Below are 15,817 nucleotides of genomic sequence, written 5' to 3' on the forward strand. Positions count from 1 at the left end.
GTGGTCTTTCATAATACTATAGTGTGACCACGAAAAGCCGGCGGCTTGAATCCATATTCAATGCCGCCATTTTTGCGTATTCTCTTCTAGAGAATGCAATGAAAAGAATTTAAAATTCGATCTTTACGAGCAAGGATGCACTAAGAAAAACCACTAACTCAGTGATAAGGGATTCAGGATGGTTTATTTTTTAAATGAATGGTTCTTAGTGGTTTAGTATTAAACGTAAAAGGGCGAAAGTAGCTGGAAATAAACAAAAAATCGAGGCTTTAATAGCCTTACGGGCCTGATAAAATGATCGACCTAAGCCTTAGGTTGATACCGGGACCCCGGTAGCTGGCTCGAACATAAGGGTGATCGAGAATGCACGAAAGTTTAATGGAGTTGCTGTGGAGCACCTCGCATTTTTCAGGTGGAAACTTGGAATATGTAGAAGGGTTGTTTGAAAGCTACCTCGTCGATCCGAACTCAGTGTCGGAAGAATGGCGTAAATGTTTTGACCAATTGCCTCGTGTAAGCGAAGCACAATCAACGGATCTTCCTCATTCCGTGATTCAAGAGCAATTTCTACAGATTGGTAAGAACAAATTCCGCTCTATGCCTGTTTCTACAGGACAAGTGGCTAGTTCAGATCATGAGCAGAAACAAATCAATGTATTGCAGTTGATCAATGCGTATCGCGTTCGTGGGCATCAACATTCAACACTTGATCCGCTTGGGTTGCAAAAACGTGAGAAAGTAGCCGATCTTGATATTGGTTATCATCAATTGACAGGTGCAGACTTAGATACTGAGTTTAATGTTGGGTCTTTGTTTTTTAATAAAGAATCACTAAAGCTCAGTGAAATCGTTTCTGAATTAGAAAAGACCTATTGCGGAAGCATCGGTTATGAATTTATGCACATTGTTGATACGCAGGAAAAAGCGTGGCTTCAACAACGTGTCGAATCAGTTCGTTCCCGTCCAGAATACTCTCAAGAAACCCGTGAAAGCCTATTAGAGCGTTTAACTGCAGCGGAAGGCCTAGAGAAATACCTTGCTAGTCGATACCCTGGTGCAAAACGTTTTGGCCTTGAAGGTGCTGAAAGTCTAATTCCAATGATGAACGAACTGATCCAACGTTCTGGTGCACTGGGTGCAAAAGAAGTTGTTATTGGTATGGCTCACCGTGGTCGACTCAATGTCTTGGTTAATACCTTGGGTAAAAACCCGAAAGACCTATTTGATGAGTTCGAAGGTAAAAAACTGGTTAATACGTCTGGTGACGTTAAATACCATCAAGGTTTCTCTTCAAATGTGATTACAGCGGGCGGTGAAGTGCATATCGCTCTGTCATTTAACCCATCACATTTGGAAATTGTTTCCCCTGTTGTTGAGGGCTCAGTTCGAGCTCGTCAAGATCGTCGTAAAGACACATCAGGTAAAACCGTTGTTCCTATTTCGATTCACGGTGACGCCGCTTTCGCTGGTCAAGGTGTGGTGATGGAGACATTCCAGATGTCTCAAACCCGCGCATACCGTACAGGTGGTACGGTTCATATCGTGATTAACAATCAGGTTGGTTTTACGACTAACCGTCAGGAAGATTCGCGTTCTACTGAATACGCAACAGACGTTGCTAAAATCATTCAAGCGCCAATTTTCCATGTTAATGGTGATGATCCAGAAGCTGTATTGTTCGTTACTCAGCTGGCATTGGATTACCGTTACGAGTTTGGCCGTGATGTTGTGATCGATATGGTGTGTTACCGCCGCCGTGGTCATAACGAAACGGATGAGCCTTCTGGTACTCAGCCATTGATGTACAGTGTGATTAGCAAGCTTAAAACGACTCGTACTTTGTACTCAGAGCGTTTGGTTGGTGAATCTGTTGTAACTCAAATGAAATCTGATCAAATGGTGAATGAAAACCGAGAAGATCTAGACAATGCTCGTCATGTTTCTAAGAGTCTTGTGCTTGAATCTCAGACCGGTTCATTTGTCGATTGGAAGCCTTACATTGGTGTTGAATGGACGGATGCGGGTGATACAACATACCCAATGGCCAAATTACAGGAAATGGCTAAGAAATTAACCAGCGTCCCTGATGGCATTGTTGTTCAGCGCCAAGTTCAGAAAATCTACCAAGATCGCGATAAAATGACAGCGGGTGCATTACCACTTAACTGGGGTTATGCGGAAACGTTGGCATTTGCTACGTTACTTGAACAGGATTACCCAATTCGTATTACGGGTCAGGATTCTGGTCGTGGTACGTTCTCGCATCGACATGCTGTTATACACAGTCAAAAAGATGGCAGTACTTATATTCCTCTGAAGCATTTGTCTGAAGACCAGCCTACGTTGGATCTATATGACTCTTACTTATCTGAAGAAGCGGTATTGGCATTCGAATATGGCTATGCAAGTACGTCACCGAAAGGTTTGGTTATTTGGGAAGCACAATTTGGTGACTTCGCAAACGGTGCGCAAGTGGTGATTGACCAATTTATTACCAGTGGTGAACATAAGTGGGGTCGTTTATGCGGTCTGACAATGTTGTTGCCGCACGGTTATGAAGGTCAAGGTCCTGAGCATTCTTCGGCGAGACTAGAACGATTCTTGCAGCTTTGTGCTGAATACAATATCCAAGTTTGTGTTCCAACGACACCGTCTCAGATTTTCCATATCATCCGTCGTCAAGCGATTCGTCCTATGCGTCGTCCGCTTATTATTATGTCTCCTAAGAGCTTGTTGCGTCATAAACAAGCAATATCTACTTTGGAAGACTTGGCGGAAGGAAGCTTTAAAACGGTATTACCAGAATCATCTGAAACGATTGCAGCGGACAAAGTTAAACGTATTGTCCTTTGTAGCGGTAAAGTGTATTTCGACTTATTTAATCGTCGTGAAGAACTGCAAAAAGATGATGTTGCTGTGATTCGTTTAGAGCAGTTGTACCCGTTCCCATACGCTGACCTTGAGTCTGTGTTAGAACAGTACAAAAATGTTGAGAGCTTGGTTTGGTGTCAAGAAGAGCCGAAAAACCAAGGTGCTTGGCATGCCAATCGTCACCGTATGAATCGAGTATTGGAAAAATTGTATCCGGAATTAAAAATCCGCTTTGCGGGTCGAATTTCGTCTGCTGCACCAGCGGCTGGTTACATGTCTATCCATGTTGAAGAACAAGAAGCACTGGTCAACGACGCATTAGTTGGTTAGTACCATAGCCTGTCAAAGAGATAAGGGTATAAAATGAGCATTGAAATTAAAGCACCTACTTTTCCAGAATCTGTAGCCGACGGCACCGTTGCTACTTGGTACAAACAGCCAGGCGAAGCCTGTGCACGTGATGAGCACATCGTTGACATCGAGACAGACAAAGTTGTCTTGGAAGTCGTGGCTCCAGCTGACGGCGTACTTGAAACCGTATTAAAAGCGGAAGGCGACATCGTACTTAGCGATGAAGTTTTGGCGACTTTTGTTGCTGGTGCAGCGGCATCTGCAGCACCAGCTGAAAAAGCAGCACCAGCAGCGGCTCCTGTTTCAGCAGCTCCTGCAGCGCCAACAGCAGCGTCTGAATCTGTTCAGATTAAAGCGCCAACCTTTCCTGAATCTGTTGCCGACGGCACGGTTGCTGCTTGGCACAAACAGCCAGGTGAAGCTTGTTCACGCGATGAGCACATCGTTGATATCGAAACAGACAAAGTTGTTCTAGAGGTTGTTGCACCAGCGGATGGCGTGATTGGCGATATTCTTAAAGCGGAAGGCGAAACGGTCTTAAGCGATGAAGTGTTGGCTAATTTCTTAGTTGGCGCTTCTGGTGCAGCGACAGCGCCTGCTGCTGCAGCACCTGTTGCCGCTACAGAAGAAGCGGACGAAGATGGTGTTGCTGGCCCTGCTGCTCGCAAAGCATTGGCAGAAGCTGGTTTGACGGCTGCGCAAGTAAAAGGTACCGGTAAAGGCGGTCGTATCACAAAAGAAGATGTTGATGCCGCAGCAAAAGCGAAAGTATCTACTCCGGCGGCACCAGTGGCTAAATCTGCTGCTCCAGCTGCCGCGGCAGCAATGCCGGCCTTGGGTGCTGACGGACGCATTGAAAAACGCGTTCCAATGACTCGCCTTCGTGCCACGATTGCGAAGCGCTTGGTTGAAGCTCAGCAAACAGCGGCCTTGTTGACGACATACAACGAAGTCAACATGGGTCCTGTTATGGAGATCCGTAAGAAATACAAAGACGAGTTTATGAAAGCCCATAACGGCACGAAACTTGGTTTTATGTCTTTCTTCGTTAAAGCGGCTACTGAAGCACTAAAACGTTTCCCAGCGGTTAATGCCTCTATTGATGGCAACGACATGGTTTATCATGGCTACCAAGATATTGGTGTTGCGGTTTCTACTAACCGTGGCTTGATGGTTCCTGTATTGCGTAACACAGAAGCCATGGGCTTGGCTGACATCGAATCTAATATCATGGATTTTGCAATCCGTGGACGTGATGGCAAATTGGGTATGGATGACATGCAAGGCGGTACGTTCACCATTACTAATGGCGGTACGTTTGGTTCTTTGATGTCTACTCCGATTATTAATCCACCACAAACGGCTATCTTGGGTATGCATAAAATCCAAGATCGTCCAATGGCGGTAAATGGTCAGGTTGTTATCCAGCCAATGATGTACTTAGCCTTGTCTTATGATCACCGTATGATTGACGGTAAAGAAGCGGTACAGTTCTTAGTAACAATCAAAGATTTGCTAGAAGACCCAGCACGTCTGTTACTTGAGATTTAATGTTTAAAATCTTAGTACGTAAATTTAAGTGTTCATACCAATGTAGAGTATGAATTGATTCTGCAGCAGCGCTCATAAAGCGCTGCTCAGTTTGACTGAAAAAATGGAACCTCTTATGTCTGATAAATTTGATGTTGTTGTAATTGGCGGCGGCCCTGGCGGCTATGTTGCTGCAATTCGTGCTGCTCAGTTAGGTCTGAAAACAGCATGTATTGAAAAATGGTTGGACAAAGATAGTAAGCCGCGTCTAGGCGGTACTTGTTTGAATGTGGGTTGTATTCCCTCTAAAGCCTTGTTGGATTCTTCGCACAAATACCATGATGCGAAAGAAGCTTACGGCGTTCACGGTATTAGTGTTGGTGATGTCGCTATGGACGTCAACACAATGGTTGACCGTAAAGACAAAATCGTTGATCAATTGACCAGCGGTATTACTGGTCTTTTCAAAGCAAATGGCGTTACTAGCTTTGAAGGCTTCGGTAAAGTTCTAGCGAACAAAAAAGTAGAATTCACGGCGCACGATGGCACGGTTACGGTTATCGATGCTGAAAACGTGATTTTGGCAACGGGTTCTATTCCTGTCAATATTCCACCAGCGCCACGCACAGGTGACATCATCGTTGATAACGAAGGTGCGCTTGATTTCCGTGCTGTACCTAAGCGTCTTGGCGTAATTGGTGCTGGCGTTATCGGTCTAGAGTTGGGTTCTGTATGGGCTCGTTTGGGTTCTGAAGTTGTTGTGCTTGAAGCGCAGGATTCTTTCTTAAGCGTTTGTGATCAAGATCTTGCTAAAGAAGCGGCAAAAATCTTCAAGAAGCAGCATCTAGATATCCGTACTGGCGCTCGCGTAACAGGTAGCCAGATTAATGGCGAAGAAGTAGAAGTTACTTACCTTGATGCGAAAGGCGAAGAGCAAAAACAAACATTCGATAAGTTGATTGTTGCCGTTGGTCGTAAGCCATTCACGGAAGGTTGTTTCTCTGACGATTCCGGTGTGAAATTGGACGAACGTGGTTTTGTGTTCGTGGATGAGCAGTGCCGTACTTCTGTTCCAGGTGTTTTCGCGATTGGTGATATCGTACGTGGACCAATGCTTGCGCATAAAGCATCTGAAGAAGGTGTGATGGTTGCGGACATTATTGCTGGCCATAAAGCGCAAATGAATTATGACTGCATTCCTTCTGTAATTTATACTCACCCAGAACTTGCTTGGGTTGGTAAAAATGAGCAAGAACTGAAAGCGGAAGGCATTAAATTCAAAGTGGGTAAATTCCCATTTGCAGCTTCTGGTCGTGCTATGGCAGCAAATGACACAGATGGCTTTGTTAAAATGATTGCTTGTGAAGAAACAGATCGCATTTTAGGTTGCCATATTATTGGTGGCCATGCGGCTGATTTGATCGCTCAAGCGGTTATCGCTATGGAGTTTGGCTCCACAGCAGAAGACATCGCTTTGACTGTATTCGCTCACCCAACGGTAAGTGAAGCGGTACATGAAGCAGCGTTGGCAGTAGATGGTCATGCCATCCATATTGCAAACCGTAAAAAGCGTTAATAAAAATTAGATTTGCCGGCTTTAAAGCCGGTAATTTCTGTCTTAGCGGACAGAGCTTATGTCAATCATTCAGATGAGCGGAAGAATCAAATGAACTTACATGAATATCAGGCTAAACAGCTTTTTGCTGAATACGGTCTGCCAGTATCTACAGGGTACGCAGTAGACACGCCGGAAGCGGCAGTGGAAGCAGCGAAAAAAATTGGCGGAGACAAGTGGGTTGTTAAAGCTCAGGTTCACGCTGGTGGTCGCGGTAAAGCAGGCGGTGTAAAACTTGTTGATTCTTATGAAGAAGTTGCAGCATTTACACAAAACTGGTTGGGTAAAAACCTAGTTACTTACCAAACTGATGAAAATGGTCAGCCAGTTGCTAAGATTCTAGTTGAGTCTTGCACTGACATCGCAAACGAATTGTACCTAGGTGCTGTTGTTGACCGTTCTACACGTCGCGTTGTTTTCATGGCCTCTACTGAAGGCGGTGTTGAGATTGAGAAAGTGGCTGAGGAAACACCTGAGCTAATCCATAAAGCGATCATTGATCCGCTAGTTGGTGCTCAACCTTACCAAGCTCGTGAATTGGCATTTAAATTGGGTCTTAACCCAACTCAAATCAAGCAATTCACTAAAGTATTCCTTGGTTTGTCTCAAATGTTCCACGACTACGATTTCGCACTATTAGAAATCAACCCATTGGTAATCACTGACGAAGGCAACCTTCATTGTCTAGATGGCAAAATTGGCATCGACAGCAACGCAGTTTACCGTCAGAAGAAAATGCAAGAGTTTCACGATCCATCTCAAGAAGATGAGCGTGAAGCGCATGCAGCACAGTGGGAACTTAACTACGTAGCACTAGACGGAAACGTTGGCTGCATGGTTAACGGTGCCGGCCTAGCAATGGGTACAATGGACATCGTAAACCTACACGGCGGCAAACCTGCTAACTTCCTAGATGTAGGCGGCGGCGCGACAAAAGAACGTGTTGCTGAAGCATTCAAAATCATCCTTTCTGACAGCAATGTTAAAGCGGTATTGGTTAACATCTTTGGTGGCATCGTTCGCTGTGACATGATCGCTGAAGGTATTATCGGTGCAGTTGAACAAGTAGGCGTTACCGTGCCTGTTGTTGTACGTCTAGAAGGTACGAATGCTGACCTTGGTCGTGAAGTACTAGCGAAATCTGATCTTGATATCATCGCGGCTACCAGTCTTAAAGATGCAGCTATCCAAGTTGTTAAAGCTGCGGAGGGCAAATAATGTCTGTATTAATTAATAAAGATACTAAAGTTATCTGTCAGGGTTTCACTGGCGGACAAGGTACATTCCATTCCGAGCAAGCGATTGCATACGGAACAAAAATGGTGGGTGGTGTTACACCTGGTAAAGGTGGTCAAACTCACCTTGGCCTACCTGTTTTCAACACAGTAAAAGAAGCAGTAGAGCAAACTGGCGCGGAAGCGACTGTAATCTACGTACCAGCGCCTTTCTGTAAGGATTCTATCCTTGAAGCGGCTAACTCTGGTATCAAACTAATCGTTTGTATCACAGAAGGCATTCCTACTTTGGATATGCTTGACTGTAAAGTAGCGTGTGATGCTTTAGGCGTTCGTCTTATCGGCCCTAACTGCCCAGGTATTATCACTCCTGGCGAATGTAAAATCGGCATCATGCCTGGTCATATCCATATGCCAGGTAAAGTAGGTATCGTATCTCGTTCTGGTACCTTGACTTATGAAGCTGTAAAACAAACGACTGACGCTGGCTTCGGTCAATCTACTTGTGTCGGTATCGGTGGTGATCCAATCCCAGGTACTAACTTCATCGACGTATTGGAAATGTTCCAAAACGATCCACAGACTGAAGCGATTGTTATGATCGGTGAAATCGGTGGTACAGCGGAAGAAGAAGCGGCTGCTTACATCAAAGCAAACGTGACTAAGCCTGTTGTTTCTTACATTGCTGGTGTTACTGCACCTGCTGGTAAGCGTATGGGTCATGCTGGCGCGATCATTTCTGGCGGTAAAGGCACAGCAGATGAGAAATTTGCAGCACTAGAAGATGCGGGCGTGAAAACGGTTCGTTCTTTGGCTGATATCGGTGCTGGTCTTAAAGAAATTACTGGCTGGTAAGCGAGTCATTTTTAAAGCATTACTGATGATTAAAATCCCTGCTTCGGCAGGGATTTTTTTGTCTACAATAAAATCAATTGATCATGAAGTGTTGTTATGAAACGTTGTCCATTTTGCCATGAGCACAATGATTGTTCCGTTCAGTCGGATCAAGCTTGCTGGTGCTTTAATACCCATGTGCCATCAGGGTTGTTAGCATTACTATCAGAAGGCGATGTAAATAGGGCGTGTGTGTGTCAACAATGTATTGAAAAATATCGGCGATCACCGGTTATATTTGAACGGCATTGGCGTTCTAACGACAACAAGCACTAAGCAAATCGGTCTTGCTATAATTTGAACCGGGGCTGATTCATCGTGTTTTCGTGCTACGTTGTTTCATTCTTTAGCTCATCGCATACTTCTTTTAAAAACCTCAATACGATATCAATTCGCTGCGAACGGTTTTTCCTACTGGGATAAAGCGCCGTTAACTTTGCGGCTTCAATGTCGGGTTTAATCTCTTTAGCCACCTCAATTAACTGCCCCGTCGCTATTTGCTTCATACAATACTGTTCCGGAAGCAGGGAAATGCCACAGCCTGACAATATCGCCTCGCGTACGGTTAATGGATCGTTGCAGTGAGTGATGTTTGTTTGCAGGTTCAGGTGTACTTTTTCTGTTCCATATTGCACTGGAAAGCGATCGCCCCCATAGCGTGTTTCACAAATGTGAATATGGGTTTTTAACGTGTCTGGCGTTAGTGTAGTGACCTGCGTCGACAAGTATTGAGGTGTCGTAATCCATCTGAGTTTGCCTGAATACAATGGCGTAGCGATAAGTTCCGAATTTTCAAGACTTCCTACAATGACGCCAATGTCTATTTCGTGCTGAAAAATATCAAGTGAGTGTCCGCTGGTCATAATGTCCAATTGAATCTTAGGGTAGCGAGACTGAAAAACATGGAGTTTCGGAGCGAGTAATTCACGACAGAAGGCCATCGGCATCGCGACCTTAACTCGTCCGGCGGGTTCTGCTTGCAGGCCAGCAATCGCATTGTCTGTTTCATTGACGAGTTGAAGGATTTGGCAAGCATGCTGATACAGTGTTTGCCCTTCTGCTGTTACCCAAATGTTTCTAGAGTTTCGTTCGAGTAATCGCAAATTTAGTGTTTCTTCTAAACGGGCAATGGATTTGCTGATCGTTGATTTTGATACCCCGAGCTGCTTTGCCGCTTGTGACATGCTTTTGGTTTCCACTACTTGTACAAACGCAGGGATATCGCTGAGGTGGTGTTGTAAGTTTGTGGTTATTGTTTTCATAGGGAAACGGTTCGTTCCAATTTTCTGGATTGTTGTATTTTTAGTTTATGATTATTCTTCTTCTGTATCCACTGTTCCAAAAAAAAATCATAGGGTAAATCTATCATGGCTAAAATTATTGGCGGCATTGGCGCGTCACATTCGCCTACTATTGCGTTTGCAAAAGATGCGAAAAAGGGAAACGATGCGGCATGGAAGCCGATATTTGATGACTTCAGTGCACTGCAAAACTGGGTTCATGAGAAGGAAGTGAATGTGCTGTTTCTCATATTCAATGACCATATAACTTCGTTTTTCTTTGATCATTATTCGCCGTTCACACTCGGTGTGGATGACGCCTATGAAACCGCAGACGAAGGCGGTGGCGCGAGAGATTATCCCGCGGCGCAAGGTCATGTTGATTTGTCACGGCATATAGCTCAATCCTTGATGAACGACGAATTTGATCTGGCAACCTTTCAGAAAAAGCCACTGGATCACGGATTTTTCTCTCCGTTCTCTATGATCGCCCCAGAAGTGAATGACCGTGTTTGGGAGGGAAAAGTTGTACCGCTTCAAGTAGGGGTTTTACAGTTTCCAGCGCCGACCGCAAAACGTTGTTATAAATTAGGCAAAGCGCTGCGCAAAGCCATTCAAAGTTTTCCCGATGACAATATGCGAGTGGCAATTGTCGCAACGGGTGGATTGTCGCATCAAGTTCATGGCGAGCGTTGTGGTTTTAACGATGAAGCGTGGGACAACGAGTTTCTCGATAAGCTCGAATCCGATCCTAGTGCGCTTACAGAGCTAACGCATGCGGAATACGCGACAAAAGGCGGATACGAAGGCGCAGAAGTTATTATGTGGCTTATTATGCGTGGTGCGCTGTCGGATCAAGTAAAGCAAGTGCATCGAAGTACCTATTTGCCTTCTATGACCAACATCGCTACCGTTATTTATGAAGACACAGACACCGTGGCGCAGGTTGTTCCTGACGCGTATTTGAATGAGCAACTGGACGGTATTGAAGCGTTAGAAGGAACCTATCCTTTCACCTTAGAAGTGAGTCATAAAGCGTATCGAATCAATGATTTTTTGCGTCGACTTTCCATATCTGAACACCGTGAAAAATTCTTATCTTCTCAAGAAGAGCTCATGTCAGAGTATGACTTAACAGAGGAAGAGAAAGACATGATTCGACATCTACGCTGGATTGAAATGATCCAATATGGCGCGATCTTCTTTGGGTTAGAAAAGCTTTCCGCCGTGTTAGGAAAGTCAAACCCAGAAGTGTATGCCAGCATGCGAGGTGAAACGATGGCGGAATTTCAAGCGAGTAGAAAGGTTTCCATGACGTATTCAGTGGGGAAAAAATAAAGACCATTTTTTAACGTTACTCAAAGGAAAATAGAATATAAAACCAGACAGCAGACATGTTGATCTGGTTTTTTTATCGCGTAACCGTGACATAATGACAATTAAAATTCATTTAAAAAGAGGCATTGCTGTGGCGAGTCAATTAAAGGAAGGAACTTACGATATCGCGGTCATTGGGGCTGGCATTGTCGGTTTATCAACGGCTTGGCAACTGCTTCAACGTTATCCTACCTACCGAATTTTATTGATCGAAAAGGAAGCGGACGTCGGTACGCATCAAACTGGCCATAACTCGGGTGTTATTCATGCGGGTGTTTATTATGCGCCAGGCAGTTTAAAAGCCGATTTTTGCCAAAGAGGAGCAAAAGCCACAAAAGCGTTTTGCCATCAGCATGACATTGAATTTGATGAGTGTGGGAAGTTATTAGTGGCGACCAATGCGTTGGAGTATGAACGCATGGAAGCTTTATACCTACGTTGTCATGAAAATGGCTTAGAAGTTCATAAACTGGATCAAGCGCAGTTAAATGCCCGCGAACCCAACGTAAAAGGGCTGGGGGCGTTGTTTGTCCCGTCTACTGGCATCGTGAATTATCGAAAAATTTGCCAAAAACTGGCGGAACTCTTTACCAAAGAAGGCGGCGAGCTTCGTTTAAATAGCCAAGTTGTGAGCTTGGAAGAAAGTCACGAGCGTGTTGCCATCACATTAAACAACGATGTGGTTCACGCGTCTTATCTTGTCAGTTGCAGTGGGTTGATGGCGGATCGACTGACCAAAATGCTCAATATTCCAACGGATTTTCAGATTATTCCTTTTCGCGGTGAATATTATAAATTACCTGAAAAGCACAACCAGATTGTGAACCATCTGATCTATCCGATCCCAGACCCAGATTTACCTTTTTTGGGTGTACATTTGACTCGTATGATTGATGGTTCGGTCACCGTTGGACCAAACGCCGTACAAGGTTGGAAACGTGAAGGTTATGGCAAAATTAACATCGACATGAGAGACATTTTTGATATGGTGCGTTTCCCTGGTTTTTGGAAACTGTTGATGAATCATTGGCGAACCGGTTTGGTGGAAACCAAAAATTCTTGGTATAAGCCGGGCTATTTAGCGCAAGTGCAAAAGTATTGCGACCAGATTACGTTGGATGATTTGCAGCCATACCCCGCTGGCATTCGAGCGCAAGCCGTGATGAACGACGGTAGTTTGGTGCATGACTTTCTGTTTGCACACAGCCCAAGAACGCTGCATGTATGCAACGCGCCTTCACCAGCGGCGACCAGCGCCTTTCCAATTGGTGCTTACATCATCGACAAGCTCGATGAGCAAATAACGTCTGTGTAGCTCGAAAGCATTGTGAAACAAAGATGGTTTGGTTTGTGCTGTCCCCGTGTTTCGATATAGAGTGGCGCGATATTCATCTCTGATAAGGAATCAATATGACGTATTTGAAGAAACCTCTAGGTGTTACGTATATCACGCGAGGCATTGCAGCGGCGCTGCTTGTTACACAGGTAACGGCATGCGGAACCTTACTTTATCCTGAACGTCGCGGACAAACTAACGGTCAAATAGACGTTGGTGTTGCGGCGCTTGACGCCATTGGGTTGTTGTTTTTCTTTGTTCCTGGTGTGGTGGCATTTGGCGTAGACTTTATTACAGGTGCGATTTATTTACCGGGTGCTGGCATGGCAAGCCTGACAGCAGACGAGTTAAATTCGATTAAAAACGGCCCTGATTCCGTGGATATTGAAAAATTTAAAACCGTCATGGCGCAGCGTACAGACATTCAGCTTCCTAATGACGTTTACACGGATCAATTGAATGTTATGGCGATGTCGTCTACGCAATCTCTAAAAATCGCGATGGGTTTATCAGCCGAACGCGTGGCGTCCGCTTCTGCTTATTGATGGCGGTACGAGGGGGCAGAGCTAGCAGGCTTGGTAAATGATTTTCTGCATGGTGGCTATGTCTTGATCTTGTTGTAATGTGATTATGTTAGCGTCCGTCTTAATAATATTTTCCCAGATATTGTCCGCTATCTTAATTGACTCCCCTTGTATTCGAATAATCAAATCCACATCTCTCTTGATGACCAACGCCGTAATTTCGCTGGGCGAATATACCGTCGCACCGTTCACTTTAGTCCGATTATTCCAAGGCTCATCATCAATAAATGCCGCGATCTCTATTTGCTGTTCAGTGTGTTTATTGTTGTCGAGTAAGGACTTAGACAATGAAAAACACAAGTAATCGATACCAATAAAAATCACTTTTTTGGGCGCGAGTTTTCGTTTAAATAGGGCACGAAAACGGGTAATCAAATTCAATCTCATTGTGATGATTACCCCATTTTGGTATAGCGTTGTTTAGGGCGGCCGCCGGTTTTGTAATCCAGCGTCATAGCGACTTGTTTTTGCGCTTCTAAATATTCTAAATATCGTCTGGCGGTAATACGACTAAGATTAACCGCGTCGCCTATGTCTTCTGCTGTAAACGGTGTGTCGTCGAGCGTATTCAGGTATTGAGTCAACTTTTCCAGTGTTTTTTCATCGATACCTTTTGGCGTTTTACGACTGTTGTCGGAGGTGGCATTTTTGCGAAATAGCGCATCGATGTCTTGCTGGTCAATTTTATCGTTCTTGTTGAGTCTTTTTCTAAAATCCAAATAATCATTCAGCGCTTGAAGCACGCGAGACATTCGAATGGGTTTGACAAGATAATCCATCACGCCTAATTGAATGGCTTTTTCTATCGTGGTGGTTTCTCTTTCGGCGGTGGTCATGATAAACGCGGCTTGAATGCCATTGGTTTTTAATGACTTTATGAGATCAATGCCGTTTCCATCAGGCAAAGAAATGTCGACCATGATCAGCTCAGGTTCAAACGCTTCGGCTTTTAGTACTGCCTCGGTCACGCTTTCACAGGCAGCGACAACGTAAAAGTCGGTGTGTTGGTTGATGGTACTTTCTAATACATAGCTAGCACGTAGATCATCTTCCACTATCATCACAGGAATGCGACTCATCTTGTTAGTGCTCGCTTTTCTAGGTAAATACTAAACACAGTGGTGTTCACGTTACTTCGTTCCCAATCAAGGCTGCCGTGGTATTGATCGACGACCTTTTTGACTAAATATAATCCAATGCCGTGCTGTTCTGTGTAGTGTTTGCTACTGACACCGAAGTCTAATATTCGGTTTTCTAGCTTCTCGTCCACGCCTGCGCCGCTGTCTTCAATCTGAATCATGATGTGGGCGTTACGGTCACTAATATACAGCTTAACAAAAGGCGGCGTCATTAATCTGTTAGACCATGCGGCCAATAAGGCGTTGTCGATTAAATTACCGACGAGTGTCACTAAGGCTTCGTTGGTGTCCGGTGAATACCGGCCTAATTGACTGTCACTTTCAATCAAGAAACCGACTTTTAAATCTTTGGCTTTATTGTGCTTGGCAAATATCAGCCCTGCAACGGCGCTGTTTTCGATGGTTTTAATGATTTGCCTCAGCACGACTTGGTCTCCGTCGCTTTCTTGCTGAAGGTATTCAATCGCATCGACATAGTGTTCCGCTTGCAGCATGCCAGACAAAACATTCAAGCGGTTGGCGTATTCGTGTGTTTTAGCGCGCAATAAATCTGCGTAATTTTTCGTGGCGGTGAGTTCTTGTTCGAGTGATTTTTCTCCGTGATCGGGGAAAAATACAATCACATAACCGATGTCGCCTTTTTGGCTTTTTATAGGGTACAGAGTGGCAATGAATTCTAACTTTCCAAGATTGAAGCGGTTCTTAGTGATGTTACCTTTGGCTTCCAAGGCAAAGTGAGAAAGACTTTGGGACTGCTCGCTCAACGGCTTTTTTACCACCTGAGAAACACTCAGCACATTCATGGTTAACCATTCGATGGCCATGGCGTTAATCGCGGTAATGTTTTGCTCATGGTCAATGGCGACAATGCCATCGCGAATACTGTCTAAAATCAATTCGTGTTCTTTGAATTTTTGTACGATTTCTTCGGGTTCGAGTGATAAAAAGGTGCGTTTTAGCTTGGCAATTAAAACAGCGGCGATAATGACACCAAGTAAATACACAAAAATGACCAACAGCCCAGCTTCACGCAAATGCTGATAAATTAATTCGCTGGTGGTTTGTGACAAATAACCCACACTGACCGCGCCAATAATGTCGTCTTTGTCTCTGATCGGCGTGAAGTTTCGAATGGCTTCCCCTAACGAGCCTTTGGCAACGCTGGTGAGTTCCTTGCCATCTATCAATGCGGGATAAATATCGTCGCCGATAAATACTTTCCCTACCATGGATTGAGTTGGGTGGCTGAGGCGAATCGCTTTTTTATCCACCACCACAATATAAGACGCGTCGGTTTGCTTACGCAGGCTTTCGATATGATCTTGTAGTGAGCTTGGCTGGCCGAGGTTACTCGTTTGGATGGCGCGAATGACCCTGTCGTCATGAGCCACCACACGGGCTAACTCTAATCCGCGTTTACTGATGCCGTCTAAATAGGCGTTTTGTAAGGAATAGCCAAATACCAGAGCAATGGCGACAACAATAATGGTGATCGTCGAAATGGTGATTAAGGCAAGGTAAGACTTTAATGTCATGTGCGCATTACTGATGGAAAATAAGAAGCGCAATGATACAGCATACAGAGGACGGGCTAAAGAAAGGGAA

The 15,817-nt window shown here is 44.6% G+C and carries 13 protein-coding genes; 9 read left to right on the forward strand and 4 right to left on the reverse strand.

Annotation, left to right across the window (positions count from 1 at the left end; all coding sequences use genetic code 11):
• Nucleotides 1-363 precede the first annotated feature (363 nt).
• The 6 genes from D104_RS20970 (at nucleotide 364) to D104_RS37670 (ending at nucleotide 8,772) form a co-directional block, all read left to right on the forward strand.
• The gene (locus D104_RS20970) at nucleotides 364-3,201 is read left to right on the forward strand and encodes a 2-oxoglutarate dehydrogenase E1 component (RefSeq protein ID WP_024022593.1); all 2,838 of its coding nucleotides are present in this window, start codon (nucleotides 364-366) and stop codon (nucleotides 3,199-3,201) included.
• Between the two features lie 33 nt (nucleotides 3,202-3,234).
• Nucleotides 3,235-4,773, forward strand: coding sequence for a 2-oxoglutarate dehydrogenase complex dihydrolipoyllysine-residue succinyltransferase (gene odhB, locus D104_RS20975; protein WP_024022594.1), 1,539 nt, complete (start codon nucleotides 3,235-3,237; stop codon nucleotides 4,771-4,773).
• A gap of 115 nt (nucleotides 4,774-4,888) precedes the next feature.
• Nucleotides 4,889-6,328 carry a dihydrolipoyl dehydrogenase gene (gene lpdA, locus D104_RS20980; RefSeq protein ID WP_024022595.1) on the forward strand — a complete coding sequence of 480 codons (1,440 nt, stop codon included), beginning with the start codon at nucleotides 4,889-4,891 and terminating at the stop codon, nucleotides 6,326-6,328.
• Nucleotides 6,329-6,418: 90 nt separating this feature from the next.
• On the forward strand, nucleotides 6,419-7,585 hold the full coding sequence (gene sucC, locus D104_RS20985; RefSeq protein ID WP_024022596.1) for an ADP-forming succinate--CoA ligase subunit beta: 1,167 nt from the start codon (nucleotides 6,419-6,421) through the stop codon (nucleotides 7,583-7,585).
• Nucleotides 7,585-8,457 carry a succinate--CoA ligase subunit alpha gene (gene sucD / locus D104_RS20990; RefSeq protein WP_024022597.1) on the forward strand — a complete coding sequence of 291 codons (873 nt, stop codon included), beginning with the start codon at nucleotides 7,585-7,587 and terminating at the stop codon, nucleotides 8,455-8,457. The genes sucC and sucD overlap by 1 nt, the downstream gene beginning before the upstream one ends.
• A 96-nt stretch (nucleotides 8,458-8,553) precedes the next feature.
• Nucleotides 8,554-8,772: a cysteine-rich CWC family protein gene (locus D104_RS37670; RefSeq protein WP_084545981.1), complete on the forward strand. Its 219-nt coding sequence runs from the start codon at nucleotides 8,554-8,556 to the stop codon at nucleotides 8,770-8,772.
• Nucleotides 8,773-8,825: 53 nt separating this feature from the next.
• On the opposite strand, the gene D104_RS20995 is transcribed toward D104_RS37670, so the two are convergent.
• A complete protein-coding gene (locus D104_RS20995) occupies nucleotides 8,826-9,758 on the reverse strand; it encodes a LysR family transcriptional regulator (RefSeq protein ID WP_024022598.1) in 933 nt (310 codons plus the stop codon).
• Between the two features lie 105 nt (nucleotides 9,759-9,863).
• Here D104_RS20995 and D104_RS21000 point away from each other — a divergent pair, with 105 nt between their 5' ends.
• The 3 genes from D104_RS21000 to D104_RS36930 all read left to right on the forward strand — a co-directional run bounded on the left by D104_RS21000 (nucleotide 9,864) and on the right by D104_RS36930 (nucleotide 13,034).
• On the forward strand, nucleotides 9,864-11,114 hold the full coding sequence (locus D104_RS21000) for a gallate dioxygenase (RefSeq protein WP_024022599.1): 1,251 nt from the start codon (nucleotides 9,864-9,866) through the stop codon (nucleotides 11,112-11,114).
• A 94-nt stretch (nucleotides 11,115-11,208) separates the two neighbouring features.
• A complete protein-coding gene (gene lhgO / locus D104_RS21005; protein WP_024022600.1) occupies nucleotides 11,209-12,468 on the forward strand; it encodes an L-2-hydroxyglutarate oxidase in 1,260 nt (419 codons plus the stop codon).
• 95 nt (nucleotides 12,469-12,563) lie between these two features.
• A complete protein-coding gene (locus tag D104_RS36930) occupies nucleotides 12,564-13,034 on the forward strand; it encodes a hypothetical protein (protein WP_024022601.1) in 471 nt (156 codons plus the stop codon).
• A gap of 21 nt (nucleotides 13,035-13,055) precedes the next feature.
• On the opposite strand, the gene D104_RS21010 is transcribed toward D104_RS36930, so the two are convergent.
• From D104_RS21010 to D104_RS21020, 3 genes are read right to left on the reverse strand one after another with little or no spacing between them, the layout of a single operon-like run.
• Nucleotides 13,056-13,460: a nucleoside-diphosphate sugar epimerase/dehydratase gene (locus D104_RS21010; protein WP_024022602.1), complete on the reverse strand. Its 405-nt coding sequence runs from the start codon at nucleotides 13,458-13,460 to the stop codon at nucleotides 13,056-13,058.
• A gap of 8 nt (nucleotides 13,461-13,468) precedes the next feature.
• Nucleotides 13,469-14,152 carry a response regulator gene (locus tag D104_RS21015; RefSeq protein ID WP_024022603.1) on the reverse strand — a complete coding sequence of 228 codons (684 nt, stop codon included), beginning with the start codon at nucleotides 14,150-14,152 and terminating at the stop codon, nucleotides 13,469-13,471.
• Complete coding sequence (locus D104_RS21020) at nucleotides 14,149-15,747, reverse strand: ATP-binding protein (RefSeq protein ID WP_036200410.1); 1,599 nt, start codon at nucleotides 15,745-15,747, stop codon at nucleotides 14,149-14,151. Before D104_RS21020 ends, D104_RS21015 begins: the two co-directional genes overlap by 4 nt.
• Between the last annotated feature and the right edge of the window lie 70 nt (nucleotides 15,748-15,817).

This window comes from Marinomonas profundimaris, assembly GCF_000508165.1.
Lineage (GTDB): Bacteria > Pseudomonadota > Gammaproteobacteria > Pseudomonadales > Marinomonadaceae > Marinomonas > Marinomonas profundimaris.